The sequence below is a fragment of the Pseudomonas sp. LFM046 genome, assembly GCF_000949385.2.
Taxonomy (GTDB): Bacteria; Pseudomonadota; Gammaproteobacteria; order Pseudomonadales; family Pseudomonadaceae; genus Metapseudomonas.
Map to the genome: position 1 here is coordinate 359,077 of NZ_JYKO02000001.1, position 17,243 is coordinate 376,319.

General features: G+C 66.9%; 14 protein-coding genes. 7 read left to right on the top strand and 7 right to left on the bottom strand.

Features of this window, described 5'->3' with window-relative positions; genetic code table 11:
- Positions 1–163 precede the first annotated feature (163 nt).
- A complete protein-coding gene (gene dkgB, locus TQ98_RS01665; protein WP_044871217.1) occupies positions 164–964 on the bottom strand; it encodes a 2,5-didehydrogluconate reductase DkgB in 801 nt (266 codons plus the stop codon).
- 25 nt (positions 965–989) lie between these two features.
- Entirely contained in the window at positions 990–2,192 is a 1,203-nt protein-coding gene (locus tag TQ98_RS01670) for an MFS transporter (protein WP_044871218.1), read from the bottom strand.
- A 104-nt stretch (positions 2,193–2,296) separates the two neighbouring features.
- On the opposite strand from TQ98_RS01670, the gene TQ98_RS01675 reads away from it, so the two are divergent.
- From TQ98_RS01675 to TQ98_RS01690, 4 genes are all read left to right on the top strand, one after another.
- Positions 2,297–3,208, top strand: coding sequence for a LysR family transcriptional regulator (locus tag TQ98_RS01675; RefSeq protein WP_044871219.1), 912 nt, complete (start codon positions 2,297–2,299; stop codon positions 3,206–3,208).
- 403 nt (positions 3,209–3,611) lie between these two features.
- Positions 3,612–4,901, top strand: coding sequence for an FAD-binding oxidoreductase (locus TQ98_RS01680; protein ID WP_044871220.1), 1,290 nt, complete (start codon positions 3,612–3,614; stop codon positions 4,899–4,901).
- Positions 4,902–4,936: 35 nt separating this feature from the next.
- Entirely contained in the window at positions 4,937–5,494 is a 558-nt protein-coding gene (locus tag TQ98_RS01685) for an XRE family transcriptional regulator (RefSeq protein WP_044871221.1), read from the top strand.
- Between the two features lie 25 nt (positions 5,495–5,519).
- Positions 5,520–6,872: a glutamine synthetase family protein gene (locus tag TQ98_RS01690; protein WP_044871222.1), complete on the top strand. Its 1,353-nt coding sequence runs from the start codon at positions 5,520–5,522 to the stop codon at positions 6,870–6,872.
- Between the two features lie 142 nt (positions 6,873–7,014).
- On the opposite strand, the gene TQ98_RS01695 is transcribed toward TQ98_RS01690, so the two are convergent.
- The gene (locus tag TQ98_RS01695) at positions 7,015–7,914 is read right to left on the bottom strand and encodes a LysR family transcriptional regulator (RefSeq protein WP_044871322.1); all 900 of its coding nucleotides are present in this window, start codon (positions 7,912–7,914) and stop codon (positions 7,015–7,017) included.
- Positions 7,915–8,024: 110 nt separating this feature from the next.
- On the opposite strand from TQ98_RS01695, the gene TQ98_RS01700 reads away from it, so the two are divergent.
- Positions 8,025–9,107 (top strand): polyamine ABC transporter substrate-binding protein, encoded by a 1,083-nt coding sequence (locus TQ98_RS01700; protein ID WP_044871223.1) that lies wholly within the window; start codon positions 8,025–8,027, stop codon positions 9,105–9,107.
- A gap of 61 nt (positions 9,108–9,168) precedes the next feature.
- On the top strand, positions 9,169–10,131 hold the full coding sequence (gene speB, locus TQ98_RS01705) for an agmatinase (RefSeq protein WP_044871224.1): 963 nt from the start codon (positions 9,169–9,171) through the stop codon (positions 10,129–10,131).
- A 209-nt stretch (positions 10,132–10,340) separates the two neighbouring features.
- Here the strand turns inward: speB and TQ98_RS01710 are convergent, their stop codons facing one another.
- The 4 genes from TQ98_RS01710 to TQ98_RS01725 form a co-directional block, all read right to left on the bottom strand.
- Positions 10,341–11,900 carry an acyl CoA:acetate/3-ketoacid CoA transferase gene (locus TQ98_RS01710; protein WP_044871225.1) on the bottom strand — a complete coding sequence of 520 codons (1,560 nt, stop codon included), beginning with the start codon at positions 11,898–11,900 and terminating at the stop codon, positions 10,341–10,343.
- A gap of 157 nt (positions 11,901–12,057) precedes the next feature.
- On the bottom strand, positions 12,058–13,446 hold the full coding sequence (locus TQ98_RS01715; RefSeq protein ID WP_044871226.1) for a GntP family permease: 1,389 nt from the start codon (positions 13,444–13,446) through the stop codon (positions 12,058–12,060).
- A gap of 295 nt (positions 13,447–13,741) precedes the next feature.
- Positions 13,742–15,205, bottom strand: coding sequence for a sigma 54-interacting transcriptional regulator (locus TQ98_RS01720; protein WP_103102842.1), 1,464 nt, complete (start codon positions 15,203–15,205; stop codon positions 13,742–13,744).
- A 201-nt stretch (positions 15,206–15,406) separates the two neighbouring features.
- Entirely contained in the window at positions 15,407–16,255 is an 849-nt protein-coding gene (locus TQ98_RS01725) for an EamA family transporter (RefSeq protein WP_103102843.1), read from the bottom strand.
- Positions 16,256–16,371: 116 nt separating this feature from the next.
- Between TQ98_RS01725 and TQ98_RS01730 the strand changes: the two genes are divergently transcribed.
- On the top strand, positions 16,372–17,235 hold the full coding sequence (locus TQ98_RS01730; RefSeq protein WP_044871229.1) for a LysR substrate-binding domain-containing protein: 864 nt from the start codon (positions 16,372–16,374) through the stop codon (positions 17,233–17,235).
- The last annotated feature ends 8 nt before the right edge of the window (positions 17,236–17,243 follow it).

A 17,243-nucleotide genomic window follows, 5' to 3' on the forward strand; every position in this document is an offset into this window, starting at 1 on the left:
TGCATCCGCCGGCCGCGTCACCAAGCCTGAGTCGCATGCGCCATCGCTGCTCGCCGTGGCGCCTGACGGTGGATCGATGAAGCGTGATCCACCCTGCGCAGCGGAGCTGGTTCGTGCGTAGGGTGGATGTCGTTTTTTACATCCACCTTTCGCAGGCCGGCGCTCAATCCCACTTCGGCGAAAAGTCCGGGTTGGCCAGGCGCTCGCCGCGATCCAGCGTGGCGATGGCCGCCATCTCCGCCTCGCTCAGGCGCAGGTCCACGGCAAGCAGGTTGCTGGCCAGGTTCTCGCGGCGGGTGGAGGAGGGGATCACCGCGAAGCCTTGTTGCAGCAGCCAGGCCAGGGCCACCTGCGCCGGCGTGGCGTCGTGGGCGGCGGCGATGCCCTGGATCACGGCGTCCTGCATGACCTTGCCGTAGGCCAGTGGCATGTAGGCGGTAAGGTGGATGCCTTGGCTGCGGGCAAACTCCACCACCTTGCGGTTCTGCAGGAAGGGGTGGATCTCCACCTGGTTGGTGGCGATTGCGTCGGCGCCCACCGCGTCGATGGCTTGCTGCATGTGGCCGATGGTGAAGTTGGAAATGCCGATCTGCCGGGTCAGGCCTCGCGCCTTGGCTTCGGCCAGGGCGGTCATGTATTCGGCCACCGGGATGGCATCGTTGGGGCTGGGCCAGTGGATCAGCGCCAGGTCCAGTTGCTCCAGGCCGAGCTTGGTCAAACTCTCTTCCAGGCTGGGGATCAGCCGGTTGGCGGCGAGCTGCTCGGTCCACACCTTGGTGGTCACGAAAAGGTCTTCGCGGGGGATGCCGCTGGCGGCGATGGCGCGGCCCACGTCGGCCTCGTTGCCGTAGATCTGCGCCGTGTCGAGGTGGCGATAGCCCAGTTCCAGGCCGTTGCGGACCGAGTCGATCACCTGCTGGTCCTGGAGGCGGAACGTGCCGAGGCCGAGTGCGGGAATGCTCATGGGAAGGCTCCTGTTCAATGGAAAGTCAGTGGCCGACGACGAGGGCGGAGCCGCTCATCGACAGTTCAGGGTTGTTGCGATCGAGGCGGCCGCTCCAGGCGGTCAGGGCGACGGCCACCAGTACCACGAGGGCGCCGATCCAGGCGGTGTGGATCAGCCCCAGCTCGGCGACGATCTGCCCGCCGAGCCAGGCGCCGCCGGCGATGCCGAGGTTGAAGGCGGCGATGTTCAGGCCCGAGGCCACGTCTACCGCGTGGGGCGTGTGGTGTTCGGCCTGGCGCACCACGTAGACCTGCAGGCCGGGTACGTTGCCGAAGGCTACGGCGCCCCACACCAGAACGGTGGCCACGGCCAGCCAGGGGTTGGCGGCGGTGAAGGTGAGGGCGAAGAGCACCGCGGCAAGCAACAGGAAGATCAGGATCAGGGCGCTGATCGGGCCGCGCTTGTCCGCCAGCTTGCCGCCCCAGATGTTGCCGACGGCCACGGACACGCCGTAGACCAGCAGCACCAGGCTCACGGTGCCGGCGCTGAAGCCGCTGATGTCTTGCAGGATGGGCGCGAGGAAGGTGAAGGCGATGAAGCTGCCGCCGTAGCCGACCGCCGTCATGGCGTAGACCAGCAGCAGGCGTGGCGCTTTCAAGACCTTGAGCTGCTGCACCAGGGAAGCGGGCTTGCTGTGGGTGATGTTCGCGGGCACGAAGATCAGGCTGCCGATGAAGGCGATCACGCCCAGGGCCGATACGGCGAGAAAGGTCTCGCGCCAACCGAAGTGCTGGCCGATGAAGGTGCCCAGGGGCACGCCTGTGACCAGGGCCACCGTGAGGCCGGTGAACATGATGGCGATGGCGCTCGCGGCCTTTTCCTTCGGGACCAGGCTGGTGGCGATGGTCGAACCGATGGAGAAGAACACGCCGTGGGCCAGGCCGGTGACCAGCCGCGCGGCGATCAGCGATTCATAACCTGGTGCCTGCCAGGCCAGCAGATTGCCGAGGGTGAAGAGCACCATCAGCGACAGGAGCAGCCACTTGCGCGGCAGCTTGCCGGTGAGGGCGGTGAGCACCGGCGCGCCGACGGCGACGCCCAGGGCGTAGAGGCTGACCAGCAGGCCGGCCGAGGGCAGGCTGACGCCGAGGTCGGTGGCGATGGTGGGGATGAGGCCGACGATGACGAACTCCGTCGTGCCGATGGCGAAGGCGCTGAGGGTCAGCGCCAGTAGGGCAAGAGGCATGGTGTTGGGCTCCGCAGGAGAAGTTGGATGGCGTGCAGTGTCGTCACTCGACTCGTGCGGAAAAAGCGGGTATCAAGCCAAAGATATTTGCTCGGGAGTCACGAATGAAAACCACCCTGGACGAACTGCAGGCCTTCACCTCCGTGGTCGACACCGGCTCCATCACCGCCGCCGCCGAACAGTTGGCGCAGACCGCCTCCGGGGTCAGCCGCGCCCTGAGCCGGCTGGAGGACAAGCTCGATGTCACGCTGCTGCGCCGCACCACCCGACGCCTGGAACTGACTGAGGAGGGCGAGGCCTTCCTGGTCCAGGCGCGGCGCATCCTCACCCAGGTGGAAGAGGCCGAGGAGCAGATGGCCCTGCGCCGGCAGAAGCCCGCCGGACGCCTGCGGGTCAATGCCGCCTCGCCCTTCATGCTCCATGTGCTGGTACCCCTGGTGGCGGGCTTTCGCGAACGCTACCCGGAGATCGAGCTGGAACTGCACAGCAGCGACCAGATCATCGACCTGATCGAGCACCGCACCGACATCGCCATCCGTATCGGCGTCCTGCGGGATTCCACGCTCCACGCCCGCCCCCTGGGCACCAGCCGCATCCGCGTGCTGGCCAGCCCCGACTACCTGAAGGCCCATGGAACGCCGGAGACTGTGGAAGCGCTGCAGGGCCGCAGCCTGATCGGCTTCACCCAGCCGGAAAGCCTCAACCAGTGGCCGCTACGCCATGCCCTGGGCGACAGCTTGCAGATCGAGCCTTCGATCAAGGCCTCCAGCGGCGAAACCCTGCGCCAGCTCGCCCTCTCCGGTGCCGGCATCGTCTGCCTCTCCGACTTCATGACCCAGGCCGACCGCGCCAAGGGCGACCTCGTGCAGCTCCTCGCCGGCGACACCCTGGAAGTGCGCCAGCCTATCCACGCCGTGTACTACCGCAATACCGCCCTGGCCTCGCGCATCGCCTGCTTCCTCGATTACGTGACGGCTTGCCTGAAGCAGCAGGCGTGGGCGCAACGCACGAGCTGATCCTGTGGGGGCGAATTCATTCGCTGTGCAGTCCGAAGGACTGCGCGCTCTTGTGGGAGTGAATTCATTCGCGAAATGAGGCTGGCACCGAGTCCGCAGGATAGGTCGGGCGGCGTTCCGCGAGCTTGCGAAACCCATCGATCCGACAGCATGGGTTTCGCTCCGCTCTACCTATCCTACTGACTGACTTCATCGCTTTTCCTGGAGGGGCGAATTCATTCGCCAAGCAGCCCGCAGGGCTGCCCGTCTGTCCGTAATTTTCATCGCAATGTCTGGCTGCGCTCCAGTAAACACGGCGTTTATTTGTTTCTCTGTTGTTTATTTCAAACATTCTGCTTGGCTTCGTGAATTCTATCGTGTAATTTTTCATGAAATTACCAATCAAAATATTCACGAGGCTCCCATGTTCAAGCAGTCCGCCCAGCATGTCGGCACCTACTACGCAGGCACCTATCCCGGCAGCCTCCCGCTGCGTCCGATCCAGTCGGGCAGCGAGGACACCGATGTCCTGATCATCGGCGCCGGCTTCAGCGGTCTGCACACCGGCCTGCGCCTGGCACTGGCCGGCAAGCGCGTGACCCTGCTGGAAGCCAGCCGCGTGGCCTGGGCGGCCTCCGGTCGCAATGGCGGGCAAGCGCTGCTGGGCTGGTCCTGCGATATGCCGCCGCTGGAAAGGGCGCTGGGCCTGGAGCGCACCCGCCGCCTCTGGGACAGCATGCGCTGGGCCGCCAACGAGATGCGCGAACTGCCGGGCCGCCACGGCTTCGATGTGGATTACCGCGTCGGCAGCCTGTGGACTGCCGTGCAGGAGCGCCGTGTCGCGCTGCTGGAGGAAGCCCAGGAGGACGCCATCCACAAGTGGGGCTACGACAAGATGCGCCTGATCGGCCGTGACGAGCTGTCCGAGTGGATCGACAGCCCGCGCTACCAGGCTGCGCTCTACGACCCGGAAGCCGCCCACCTCAACCCGCTCAAGCTGGCCCAGGGCCTGGCTTCCGCCATCGAGGCCGCCGGTGGACGCATCTACGAGCAGAGCCAGGTGCTGGAATACCGCGAAACCTCGACCGGCTACGTGGCCCGCACGGCCAACGGCGAAGTGCGCGGCGACATCCTGGTGCTGGCCTGCAACGCCTATGTGGATCGCCTCGATCGCCAGCTCTCCAGCCGCCTGCTGCCCGTGGGCTCCTACCAGGTGGCCACTGCACCGCTGGACCCGGAACTGGCCCGCTCGCTGCTGCCGAAGAACAGCTGCGTGATCGACAACCAGTTCGTGCCCGACTACTTCCGCCTGACCCCGGACCACCGCCTGCTGTTCGGTGGCGGCTGCACTTACCTGGGCGGCCTGCCCAAGGACGTGCCCGCGGCCACCCGGCCCTATCTGGAACGGGTGTTCCCGCAGCTCAAGGGCGTGGACATCGAGTTCGGCTGGGGCGGCCATATCGACGTCAGCATGAAGCGCACCCCGGACATCGGCCGTGCAGGCGATCGTTACTGGCTGCAGGGTTTCTCCGGCCACGGCGTGCTGCCCACCCTGGCCGGCGCCAAGGCGGTGGCCGACGCAATCCTCGGCAACCGCGAGCTGCTGGACCTCTACCAGGCCATCGGCAATCCGCGCTTCCCGGGGGGCTCGTTGCTGGCGGCGCCGCTGGAGGCTGCGGGCAAGGCCTATTACCGGCTCCGTGATGTGATTTAAGGTCGCGCCTTTCGACACAGGCAGTTGGAGCGTCCATGGACAAGCAAGACGAAATCGAAGGCCTCGCGATCCTTATCCGCGACCTGCGCAAGCACAAGAACGTGACCCTGGGCGACCTCGCCGCGCGCATCGACCGCTCGGTGGGGTTCCTCTCCCAGGTGGAGCGCGGCATCTCGCGTCCGACCGTGGCCGACCTCACGGCCATCAGCGAAGCCCTGGGCGTGCCCACCACCTACTTCTACAGCCTGAACAAGCGCCGCGTGACGCCCTGGGTGACCCGCCCCGGCGAGCGCCGCACCTTGTATTACGCCGGCGGCATCACCGACGTGCTGGCCTCGCCCACCATGTCCGGCGGCTTCTCCATGCTCGAGAGTCACCTGGCACCGGGTGCCACCAGCGGCGAGGGCCACCTGGACGACAGCTCCGAGCAGGGCGGCTTCGTGCTGGAGGGCGAGTTGACGGTCTGGTATGGCGACGACGACGTGCCCGTGACCCTCTACCCCAACGACAGCTTCCAGCTGCCGCCCCATGCCCAGTTCCGCTACGCCAATCTTTCCGACAAACCGACGCGGGTGCTTTGGGTGTTCACCTGAAGCGAGAACCTGCAGGACCGCAGTGATGACAACAACAAACCAGTACCCCGACCTGCTCAGCGAAGTGCGCGCCTTCCGTGCCCAGCACCCGGAAATCCGCTACATCGACCTGATCTGCCTGGACATCCCCGGCCACTTCTACGGCAAGCGTTATCCCGTGGAGATGGTGGAGAAAGTGGCCGCTGGCAGCCCGCTGAAAGTGCCGCAGAACTGCGTGCTGCTGGGCACCCAGGGCGGGCTCTACCCCATCGGCGACTACTGCTTCGCCGACGGTGACCCGGACGCGCCGCGTCGGCTGGTACCCGGCACCCTCGTGCCCGTGCGCTGGGAGAAGGAGCCCCTGGGCCAGATGCTCATCACCTCCGACGGCACCGAGGCGCCCATCGAATTCGAACCCCGGGAAGTGCTGGCGCGTGTGCTGCAGCGTCTGGAGAAGCGCGGCATCCGCCCGGTGGTGGCCTTCGAACTGGAGTTCTACCTGTTCGACCGCAAGCTCAAGGACGGCCTGCCGCAGTTCCCCCGCGACCCGCTCTGCGAGGACGAGGACGACCAGCCGAACATGCACATCGAGCGCCTGTCGCGCTTCTCCAGCGTGCTGCATGAAATGGTCGAGGCAGCGAATGAGCAGGGCGTCGCCGCCAACGTCATCACCGCCGAACTCGGCCCCGGCCAGTTCGAGATCAACTTCGGCCACTGCGACGACGGCTTGAAAGCCGCCGACTGGGCCGCCCTGTTCTGCCGCAGCACCCGTGGCGTGGCGATGAAGCATGGCCACCGCGCCAGCTTCATGAGCAAGCCCTACCTGAACGCGCCGGGTAGCGGCATGCACGTGCACGTCAGCCTCTACGACCGTGACGGCAACAACCTGCTGGCCGCCAACGAGCAGCGCTCGCTGCGCCACGCCGTGGCCGGCTGCCTCGACCTGCTGCCCCACTGCATGCCGATCTTCGCCGCCAACCACAACGCCTTCCGCCGCTATGGCGCCATGGTCAACGCCGCCAGCCGTGCCAGCTGGGGTTTCGAGGACCGCGATGCGTGCATCCGCATCCCCGAGTCCGATGGCCGCAATCTGCGCATCGAACACCGCCTGGCCGGCGCCGACGCCAACCCCTACCTGGTGCTGGCGGCCATCCTCACCGGCATGGAACACGGCCTGGACGCCGCCCGCGACCCCATCGCCCCGCTCAACGAAGACCGCACCAGCGGCATCGACTTCCCCAAGGACATGCTCACCGCCGTGACCGCCATGCGCAGCCACCCCGTGGTGAACGAAGGCCTGGGCAGCGAATTCGTGATGGTCTACTGCGAGAACAAGCGGCAGGAGTTCCTGGACTTCATGAATGAGGTGAGTGCGCGGGAATACCGCTGGTACATGTAACCCCCGCGTAGGGTGTTGCCGGCATACCCCATTCGTTCGGGTGCGAGTCACCCCTCTCCCTCTGGGAGAGGGGTCGGGGGTGAGGGATGTCATCGTCGACTCGGTGCCAAGCCAGATCGCGAATAAATTCGCTCCTACAGCGTCACACCTTCCCAAACACCCCCACCAGATCCTCCACGAACGCCACTTCCACTTCCCCCGCTTGCCGTCCGCGATGCCGGGTGAGGTGGAACTGCACCCGATAGCCCGCTTCCTCCGGCAGTAGCGCCCGCAGGCGCCCCGCCGCCAGCCAGGGCGTGGCGATGTGTTCCGGCAGGTAGCCGATATGGGCGCCGGAGAGCACGAAAGCCAGGCTGCATTCCACCTGCTCGGTGCGGGCGCTGCTGGGGCCGCTCTGGAAGGGCTGCCGGGCGCCTTCGAAGCGATAGGGGTGCTGCACCAGGTCGCAGGCCGCGAGGTCGTCCAGGCTCACGTCGGTGCGTTCGAACAGCGGATGCCCGTCCGCACAGAACAGCCGCTGCTGCTCGCTGAACAACGGCCGGTAGTCCAGCGCCGCCTGGGTGCCGGAGAAGTAGCCGATGGCGAGATGCAGCTGGTCCTGCAACAGGCGCCGCTCCAGTTCTGCCGGCATGGCGCTGACCAGCTCGAACTGCACCGCCTGGTTGCGTCGGCGGAAGCGCCCGATCGCCGCGCCCAGGCGTTCCAGCACCTGATCGTCGAGGGCTTCGGACACGCCGATGCGCAGCTCGCCGAGGAGCATGTCCGCCATGCCGCGCGCCTCACCCTTGAAGGTCTCGATGGCGCCGAACAGCTTGCGGGTGGCGGCCATTACCTGCTCGCCCTTGGGCGTCAGGCGGAAGCCCGCCTTGCCCCGCTCGCAGAGGCGGAAACCCAGGCGCGTCTCCAGCTTGGCCATCTGCGTGCTGATGGTGGACTGGCCGATGCCGAGCTCCCCCTGGGCCGCGCTGAAGCCGCCGCTCTCCACCACCGTGATGAAGATGCGCAGCAGTTGCAGGTCGAGGTCATGGAGTTGGCTGAGCATGGCGGCACCAAACATTGATAGCGGTAGATGCCAAAGTAGAACACTTCATATTTATCCAACGCAAAGCCCGGCGCAGGATGGCTCCACTCGCAACACCACTGGAGTCCATCATGCGTTTGCCCCTGCTGCTTGCCGCCCTGTTCGCCTGCTCGTTGCCCGTGCATGCCGAAGACAAGGTGCTGAACCTCTACAGCTGGTCCGCCTACATCCCCGAGAAAGCCCTGCAAGGCTTCAAGGCGGAAAGCGGCATCGAAGTGAAGTACGACATCTTCGACAGTGCCGAAGCCCTGGACGCCAAGCTGCTCACCGGCCGCAGCGGCTATGACGTGGTCTTCCCGGCCAGCAGCGGCCTGGCCCGCGCCATCCAGGCCAAGGCCGTGCAGCCGGTGCAGCGCGAGCGCCTGAAGAACTTCGCCAACCTCGACCCCGAACTGCTGGGGAAGCTGGCCACCGTCGATCCGGACAACCGCTTCGGCGTGCCCTACACCTGGGGCACCGTGGGCCTGGGGATCAACAAGGACGCGGTGACCAAGCGCATTCCCGATGCGCCGCTGAACAGCCTCGACCTGCTGTTCAAGCCCGAGTACGCCAGTCGCCTGAAGGACTGCGGCATCGCCGTGATCGACTCGCCCCAGGAGGTGATCAGCATCGCCCTGCATTACCTCGGCAAGGACCCGTACAGCGCCGACAAGGCTGATCTGAAAGCAGTGCAGGAACTCTTCGCCCGGTTGCAGCCCAACGTCCGTTACGTCGGCGCCGGCAAGCACATCAACGACCTGGCCAAGGGCGAAATCTGCCTGGCCCTGACCTACAACGGCGACGCCGCCATCGCTGCCGACCAGGCCCGCCAGGCGAAGATGCCCTTCGAGGTGATCTACCGCATTCCCCGCGAGGGCACCCTGATCTGGTTCGACACCATGGTCATCCCTGCCGACGCGCCGCACCCCGAGGCCGCCCACGCCTTCATCGACTACATGCTGCGCCCCGAGGCCATCGCCGAGCTGACCAACAGCCAGTTCTTCGCCAATGCCAACAAGGCCGCCACCCCGTTGCTGGCGCCGGAAGTGGCGGGCGACCCGGACATCTACCCGAGCAAGGACGTGCGCGACCGCCTGTTCGGTGAGCAGGTCCAGACCCTCAAGGACCAGCGTGCGCGTACCCGCCTCTGGACCAGTTTCCGCACCCAGTATTGAACCCCTCACCCGTCCCCTCTCCCTGAACGGGAGGGGGGAGACAATCGACGGAGCCCGATAAATGGAACACGCCTTCGACAACGACCAGGCCATCACCCGCGACAGCCTCTACGGCACCGCGGCCGAATCCACCTATGCCGGCATCACCAGTTTCATGCGCCGCCGCTACAGCCGCGACCTGCGTGGCGTCGACCTGGTGGTGAGCGGCGTACCTTTCGACACCGCCACCACCAACCGCCCCGGCAGCCGTTTCGGACCGCGCGCCATCCGCGCCGCTTCGGTGCAGATGGCCTGGGCCCGCCACTTTCCCTGGGAGTTCGACCCCTTCGACCACCTGGCGGTGATCGACCACGGCGACTGCGCGTTCGACCACGGCACCCCGCAGGACACCCCGGAACTCATCCAGGCCCACGCCGCGCGCATTCTCGAATCCGGCGCGGCCATGCTCACCCTGGGGGGCGACCACTTCATCAGCTACCCGCTGCTGAAAGCCCACGCCGCCAAACATGGCCCGCTGTCGCTGATCCACTTCGACGCCCACAGCGACACCTGGCCGGACGAAGAGGTCAAGCGCATCGACCACGGCACCATGTTCTACCACGCCGCCCGCGAGGGCCTGGTGGACCCGGCGCGCTCGGTGCAGGTGGGCCTGCGCACCACCAACGACGACGTGATGGGCTTCCAGGTGCTGGACGCTCGTGAGGTGCACCGCCACACGCCGGAGCAGATCGCCGAGCGCATCCGCGCACGGGTGGGCGACAACCCGGTCTACCTGACTTTCGATATCGACTGCCTCGACCCGGCCTTCGCCCCCGGCACCGGCACCCCGGTGTGTGGTGGGCTGTCCAGCCATCAGGCCCTGGAAATCCTTCGCGGCCTGCGCGGCATCAACCTGGTGGGCATGGACGTGGTGGAAGTGGCACCGCCCTATGACAACGCCGAAGTCACCGCCCTGGCCGGCGCGACCCTGGCGATGGAGATGGTCTGCCTGTACGCGGCGCGGCATAAGTTGGGGATGCGCTGAGAACCTGCGTAGGGTGGAAATCGCTTTTCATTTCCACCAGCTGGAGCCCGGTCGTATCGCGAATGGTGGACCGGTAGAGCGTGGTCCACCCTACATAACCTAAGAGGTCCAGTGCCGTAGGTTGGCGCCGAGCTCGCGAGGCCCAACGAAGCAGGTCCAAAGAAAAAGACGCGGGCCCAAACCGCAGCCCGCGTTTTCACGCACTAAACTCAATCCCCGCCGATCAACCCGCGCAACCCGATTCGCTCCTCACGAAACAGCCGCGCCTCCATCACCTTCGGCTCACCCACGATGGGGCGGAAATCCATCCGCTCAAGGATGTCCCGCTCCAGGTCCACGCCCGGGGCGATCTCGATCAGCTCCAGCCCTTCCGTGGTCAGGCGGAACACGCAGCGCTCGGTGACATAGAGCACCGGCTTGCCCGCTTCGGCGGCCAGGCGGCCGGCGAAGGTGCGGTGTTCCACCTCGCGGACGAACTTGCGCACCTCGCCGTCGCGCACGATGCGCAGGGCGCCGTCCTCGATGCGGATGTCCTGCTCGCCGGCGCTGAAGGTGCCGACGAACACCACCGCCTTGGCGTTCTGGCTGATGTTGATGAAACCGCCGGCGCCGGCCAGGCGGGTGCCGAAGCGCGACACGTTGAGGTTGCCCTCGGCGTCGGCCTGGGCGAGCCCGAGAAAGGCGATATCCAGGCCTCCGCCGTCGTAGAAGTCGAACTGGTAAGGCTGGTCGATCAGCGCGCTGTGGTTGCTCGCCGCGCCGAAGTCCAGGCCCGAGGCCGGCACGCCGCCGATCACGCCGGGTTCGGCAGTCAGCGTCAGCAGGTCGATCACCCCTTCCTCGGCGGCCACCGCCGCCACCCCTTCGGGCATGCCGATGCCGAGGTTCACCACCGCCCCCGGAGGCAGTTCCAGCGCGGCGCGGCGGGCGATCAGCTTGCGCAGGTCCAGCGGCATCGGCGCGAGGCTGTCCACCGGTACCTGCACCTCGGCGGCAAAGGCCGGGTTGTAGGCGGTCGCGAAGGTCTGCTGATGGTTCTCCGAACGGGCCACCACCACGCAGTCGACGAGGATGCCGGGCACCTTCACCTGGCGCGGATTGAGCGAACCGCGCGCCACCACCCGCTCCACCTGGGCGATCACCAGGCCACCGGAATTGCGCGCGGCCATGGCAATGGCCAGGCTCTCGATGGTCAGCGCCTCGCGCTCCATGGTCAGGTTGCCGTCCTCGTCGGCGCTGGTGGCGCGGATCACCCCGACATGGATGGGAAAGGCCTTGTAGAAGAGGTAGTCCTCACCCTCGATGGGCATGCGCCGCACCAGCTCCTCGGTGGTCCGCGCATTCAGCTTGCCGCCGCCGAACTCGGGGTCGACGAAGGTGCCCAGGCCGACCCGGGACAGCTGCCCCGGCTTGCCCGCGGCGATATCGCGGAACAGCTGCGAGATCACCCCCTGGGGCAGGTTGTAGGCCTCGATGCGGTTATCCACGGCGAGCTTCTGGAGGCCCGGCACCAGGCCCCAGTGGCCACCGATCACCCGCCGCACCAGGCCCTCGTGGGCCAGGTGGTTGAGCCCCCGGCCCTTGCCGTCGCCTTGCCCGGCCGCATACACCAGGGTCAGGCCGCGCGGCGCCTGCTCGGCCTGGAATCGCTGTTCCAGGGCGATGGCGATCTCCTCGGCGAAACCGATGCCGACGAAGCCGCCGGTGGCCAGGTTGGCGTTGTCCGGAATCCGCGCCACCGCGTCGGCGGCGCTCATCACTTTGCTCATGGTTGTCCTCGAGCGATGCAAACAGGGTGTGAAAACTGTAGGGGCGAATTCATTCGCCATGCAGTCCGAAGGGCTGCTCCTGGCGCCTTGCAGGGGGCCGCTGCGCGGCCCTTGGCGAATGAATTCGCCCCTACAGAAAGGTTGCCTGAGCGCAGTATCAGAAACTGCCAAACGCGGTCCCCAGCACGATCACCAGCACCAGCGGCACCACCGGGAACAGGGCGCTGGTCATGAATACGTATTTATAGGAGTCGCGGTGGGTCAGCTTGCAAATAGCGAGCAGGGTGATCACCGCGCCGTTGTGCGGCAGGGTGTCGAGGCTGCCGGAGGCCAGCGCGGCGACCCGGTGCAGCAGCTCGGGGCTGATGCCGGCGGCATTGGCCATTTCCAGGTACTGCGCGCCGAGCGCCTTGAGGGCGATGGACATGCCGCCGGAGGCCGAGCCGGTGATGCCGGCCAGGGCGCTGACGGTCAGGGCCTCGGACACCAGCGGGTTGCCCGGCGCGACGTTGAGCAGGAAGTCGCGGATCACCACGAAACCGGCCAGGGACGCGATCACGCTGCCGTAGCCCACTTCGGAAGCGGTGTTCAGCACCGGCAGCATGGCGCCCAGGGTGCCGTCGTTGACGCTCTTCTTCAGGTTGGTCCAGCGCCGCCAGTGCAACACCACCAGCAGCAGGATCGCGGCGGTCAGGGCAATGATGATGGCCCAGATGCCGATCAGCGACTTGGCGTCCTGCAGGCCGCCGAACTCCGGCTTGGCCAGGTAGCCGGTGTCGAGGCTGGGCAGGTAGACCTTGGCCATCAGGAAGTTCAGCACGATGACCACCAGGATCGGCAGCAGCGCCAGCCAGAAACCCGTGCTCGGCTGGGTGGCCTCGCCGTGCGGGTCGTCGGCGTGCTCGCCGTAGCCTTCACCGGCGGCGATCAGCTTGCGGGCTTCGGCGCCGAGCCACCAGGAGCCGAGGGCGAAGATCGCCACGCCGGCCAGCAGACCCAGCCCCGGCGCCGCGAAGGTGTCGGTACCGAAGAAGGGGATCGGGATGGCGTTGGTGATGGCCGGGGTGCCGGGCAGGGCGGTCATGGTGAAGGTGAAGGAGCCCAGGGCGATGGCGCCCGGCAGGATGCGCTTGGGAATCCCCGCCTCGCGGAACAGCGCCGCGCCGATGGGGTAGACCGCGAAGGCCACCACGAACAGCGAGACGCCGCCGTAGGTGAGGATGCCGCAGGCGAGCACGATGGCCAGCACGGCGCGGGAGCTGCCGATGGTGCTGACGATGCCGTGGGCGATGGCCCGCGCCGAGCCGGAGTCGTCCATCAGCTTGCCGAAGATCGCACCGAGCATGAACAGCGGGAAGAACTGGATCAGGTAGCCGCCCAGGGCCTTCATGAAGACCTGGGTGTAGGTCGGCAGCAACAGCGCCACGTCACCGGCGCAGAGCACCGCGAGCAGGGCCAGCAGGGGCGCGAGGAGCAGGACGTTGATGCCGCGGTAGGCGAGGTACATCAGCAGAGCGAGTGAAACCAGGATACCTAGGGTGCCCATGGGGACTTCCTTCTTGTTGTTGTGTGCCGCCGCGTCGGGGCGGCGTGTGGAAGCGCTAGAGCGAAAGGTGTGCCAGGTGATGGGGATTGGCCTTGGAAGGCTCTGGGATGGGGCTTTGCTGTAAGGAAGCGGTTGGCCGGAAGGGAATGGATGTGTCCAGTTTTTTGGATGGTGTCCAGTTTTCTGGTCGGGCTGGAGAAGAAGGTGTCCAAAGATTTGGACGAACAGGCGCGCTCAGTCTGTAGGGGCGAATGAATTCGCCCCTACAGGGAACCTCCCGCCAGCGCCGTCGGGATCAGAGACCGTGGGCCTGCAACTTGTTGTACAGGCTGGCCCGGGCAATCCCAAGGCGCTCGGCAGCCTGGGTGCGGTTGCCGTTGCAGGCGGCCAGGGCGGTGAGGATCGCCTGGCGTTCGGCAGCGGCAAGGCTGTCGGCCAGCGGGCGGACGTCGTCACCGGCAGGCGATGATTGCGGAGCGGGCATGGCGGTCGGAACGGCCGCAGGCAGCGGGTCCACCAGCAGCGCGCGCAGGGCGTCGGCGCCGAGCGGGCCGGTTTCGCTGCTCATGTGCGCCCGCTCCAGCAGGTTGCGCAGCTCGCGTACATTGCCCGGCCAGGGCTGGGCCTGGAGCAGCTGCAGGGCGTCCCCGGCCAGTTCCAGGGGCGGCTGGCCGGAGCGGCTGGCGATGTCGTCCAGCAGGTGTTCGATCAGCACGGGCAGGTCTTCGCGGCGTTCGCGCAGGGGCGGTAGGCGAAGGGCGAGGACATTGAGGCGGTAGTAGAGGTCCTCGCGGAACTGTCCGGCGGCCACCTTGGCTTCCAGGTCCACATGGGTGGCGGCGATCACCCGCACGTTCAGCGCCTTCACCTGGTTGGAGCCGAGCGGCTCCACTTCCTGCTCCTGCAATACGCGGAGCAGCTTGGCCTGCAGGGGCAGCGGCAGGTCGCCGATCTCGTCGAGGAACAGGGTGCCGCCATCGGCCAGTTCGAACTTGCCGGCGCGGGCGCGCTTGTCGGCGCCGGTGAAGGCGCCGGGGGCGGTGCCGAACAGCTCGGCTTCCACCAGGGACTCCGGGATGGCCGCCACGTTCACCGCCACGAAGGGCCCGTTGGCCCGCAGCGACAGGTTGTGGATGCCCTGGGCCAGCAGTTCCTTGCCGGTGCCGGTCTCGCCGCGCAGCAGCACCGTGGCGTCCAGTTGCGCGGCGCGGCGGGCCTGGCGCTTCACCTCGCTGGCGGCGGTGCTGGCGCCGATGAAGCCGGCAATGGTGTAGCGGGCGCGGCGCGCCTTGGCCAGTTCGCGCTGGGCGGCGGCCAGTTGGGTCTGCAGCTGGTTGTACTTGGCCATGACCGGCTGCAGGTGGCGCGCGCGGTCGAACAGCACGAACCCGAGGGCGCCCACCAGGGTGCCGTCTTCATCGCGCAGGGGGATGCGGGTGACCACGAAGTGCTCGTCGCCGAAGGCCATCAGGTCGAGCATGCTCGGCTGGCCGTTCTGCACCACTTCGCGCAGGCGGCTGGCCGGCAGCACAGTTTCGATTTCCTTGCCGAGCACGCTGCGCGGGTCCCGGATGCCGATCTTTTCGGCGTACTTGTCGTTGATCCAGACGATCCGCGCCTGGCGATTCACCGCGATGGTGCCTTCGCACTGGGCGTTGAGGTGGTCGAACAGCAGCGGCATGGCCACTTCGCGGAAACGCTCGGGGGACACGCCAATGACCAGGCCGTGCTGGTCGATGTCTTCGCTGGCGATGGGCATGGTGGGGCATCCGGCTGAAACATCAGGCGGCGATTATGGCGGTGTGTCCCGATGGACGCCTAGCCTGTTGCACAGTCCTTTGCCAGGCAGACGATCTTGCCCACAAGGAGCTTGCACATGGACCGGGTCCTGCGAGGCCGAGCGGGGCTCGTAACCCTCGTAGGATGGGTAGAGCGGAGCGAAACCCATCGATTCGCAGCTTCAATCCACCATCTTGATCAGCAGGATGCCGGCGGTGACCACGCAGGCCGCGAGGATGCGGCGGATGCCGAAGGGTTCCTTGAACACCAGGCTGGCGATGACGGCGGCGATGATCACGCTGCTCTCGCGCAGGGCCGCCACCTTGGCCACGTTGTCCAGGGTCATGGCGAACAGCACCAGGCCGTAGGCGACGCAGTAGTTGAAACCACCGAACAGGCCGATGCGCCAGTTGTCGCGGGCGAAGCGCAGCACCAGCGGGCCCCGGCGCATCCAGGCCACCACGGGGATGGTCATGCTCTGCATCAGGGTCAGGTAGACCACGAACTGCAGCACGCTGTCGGAGCGGCGCACGCCCTGGGCGTCGATCAGGGTGTAGAGCGCCACCCCGGCGCCGGCCAGTGCGGCGCAGCCCAGCGCCTTGAGCGCACTGGATTCCAGGCGCGTGGAGAGCAGGCTGAGAATGCCAGCGGAAATCAGCACGATGCCCAGCAGCATGGCCCCCGACAGGTGCTCGCCGAACACCAGCCCGGCGCTGAGCGCCACCAGCAGCGGCGGCAGGCCGCGCACCACCGGGTAGACCTGGCCGAAGTCGCCGTAGTGGTAGGCGCGGATCAGCAGCAGGCGATAGAGGGTGTTCACCAGCACCGACAGGCCGATCAAGCCCCAGACCACCAGCGGCGGCGGGCTCACCAGCGGCAACAGGGCGATGCTGAAACAGAAGGCCACCCCGTCCACCAGGGCCATCGACGAGAGACGGTCGCTGCCGGCCTTGATCACCGCATTCCAGCTGGCGTGCATCAGCGCGGATAGCAGGACCACCAGGGTGGCGAGGTCGGTATCGGTGAGCACGGTGGACTCCAGCAGACGCAAGGCGGGGTGAATGAAGCGTAGCGTGCGGCTTCATCGATCCATCATTCAAATCGTTTATCGTTATCCGTCGAATAAGTCCTGCTGATGGGGTGGCCATGAACCTGTTCCAGCTCCGCGCCTTCGATGCGGTGGTCCGCGAGGGCAGTTTCACCCGCGCCGCCGCGCGCCTGTGCATCAGCCAGCCGGCGGTGACCGGGCACATCAAGGCGCTGGAAGAGCACTACCAGGTGCGTCTGTTGCGCCGCTCCGCGCGGCAGGTGGAAGCCACCGAACTGGGCCGGCGCCTGGCCGCCATCAGCCACCAGCTGTTCGCCCTGGCGGAACAGGCCGAGGACCTGCTGGACACCAGCCAGGCCTTGGAGTCCGGTCGCCTGGACCTCGCCGCCGACAGCCCGCATCTGGTGATGCCGCTGCTGGCGCGAATGCGCGAGCGCCACCCCGGCGTCACCATCAACCTGCGCCTGGGCAATACCCAGGAAACCCTCGCCGCGCTGAACGGCGAGCGGGTGGACCTGGCGCTGATCAGTGACATGACCGAACGTCCCGGCCTTCGCCTGCAGCCCATTGGCGAGGCGCGCCTGTGCCTGTTGCTGCCGGCTGGGCACCCCTGGGTGGGAAAACGCAAGGACGTCACCCTGCAGGCGCTTCGCGGTGAGGTGCTGCTGCAACGCGAGCCCGCCTCTCTGACGCGCCGCACCTTCGAGAAAGCGTGCAGCGAACAGGGCCTGGAACTGCGCGCGGCGCTGGAACTGAACAGCCGCGAGGCGGTGATCGAGGCGGTGGCGGCGGGGCTCGGGGTGAGCATCGTGTATTCGCTGGAGGTGCCGCGCGACCCACGGGTAGTGGCGTTGCCGCTGAAGGGCGAAGGGCTGGTCAGCCGGCACTATCTGGCGTGTCTGGAGAGTTATGCGGAACTGCGGGTGGTGCGGGCGTTCTTCGAGGTGGCGGCGCAATCGTAGGTTGGCGC

Bases quoted from the DNA above. Each gene is read 5' to 3' on its own strand.
- dkgB (WP_044871217.1), bottom strand. From the start codon at position 964: ATGAGCATTCCCGCACTCGGCCTCGGCACGTTCCGCCTCCAGGACCAG.
- TQ98_RS01670 (WP_044871218.1), bottom strand. From the start codon at position 2,192: ATGCCTCTTGCCCTACTGGCGCTGACCCTCAGCGCCTTCGCCATCGGC.
- TQ98_RS01675 (WP_044871219.1), top strand. From the start codon at position 2,297: ATGAAAACCACCCTGGACGAACTGCAGGCCTTCACCTCCGTGGTCGAC.
- TQ98_RS01680 (WP_044871220.1), top strand. From the start codon at position 3,612: ATGTTCAAGCAGTCCGCCCAGCATGTCGGCACCTACTACGCAGGCACC.
- TQ98_RS01685 (WP_044871221.1), top strand. From the start codon at position 4,937: ATGGACAAGCAAGACGAAATCGAAGGCCTCGCGATCCTTATCCGCGAC.
- TQ98_RS01690 (WP_044871222.1), top strand. From the start codon at position 5,520: ATGACAACAACAAACCAGTACCCCGACCTGCTCAGCGAAGTGCGCGCC.
- TQ98_RS01695 (WP_044871322.1), bottom strand. From the start codon at position 7,914: ATGCTCAGCCAACTCCATGACCTCGACCTGCAACTGCTGCGCATCTTC.
- TQ98_RS01700 (WP_044871223.1), top strand. From the start codon at position 8,025: ATGCGTTTGCCCCTGCTGCTTGCCGCCCTGTTCGCCTGCTCGTTGCCC.
- speB (WP_044871224.1), top strand. From the start codon at position 9,169: ATGGAACACGCCTTCGACAACGACCAGGCCATCACCCGCGACAGCCTC.
- TQ98_RS01710 (WP_044871225.1), bottom strand. From the start codon at position 11,900: ATGAGCAAAGTGATGAGCGCCGCCGACGCGGTGGCGCGGATTCCGGAC.
- TQ98_RS01715 (WP_044871226.1), bottom strand. From the start codon at position 13,446: ATGGGCACCCTAGGTATCCTGGTTTCACTCGCTCTGCTGATGTACCTC.
- TQ98_RS01720 (WP_103102842.1), bottom strand. From the start codon at position 15,205: ATGCCCATCGCCAGCGAAGACATCGACCAGCACGGCCTGGTCATTGGC.
- TQ98_RS01730 (WP_044871229.1), top strand. From the start codon at position 16,372: ATGAACCTGTTCCAGCTCCGCGCCTTCGATGCGGTGGTCCGCGAGGGC.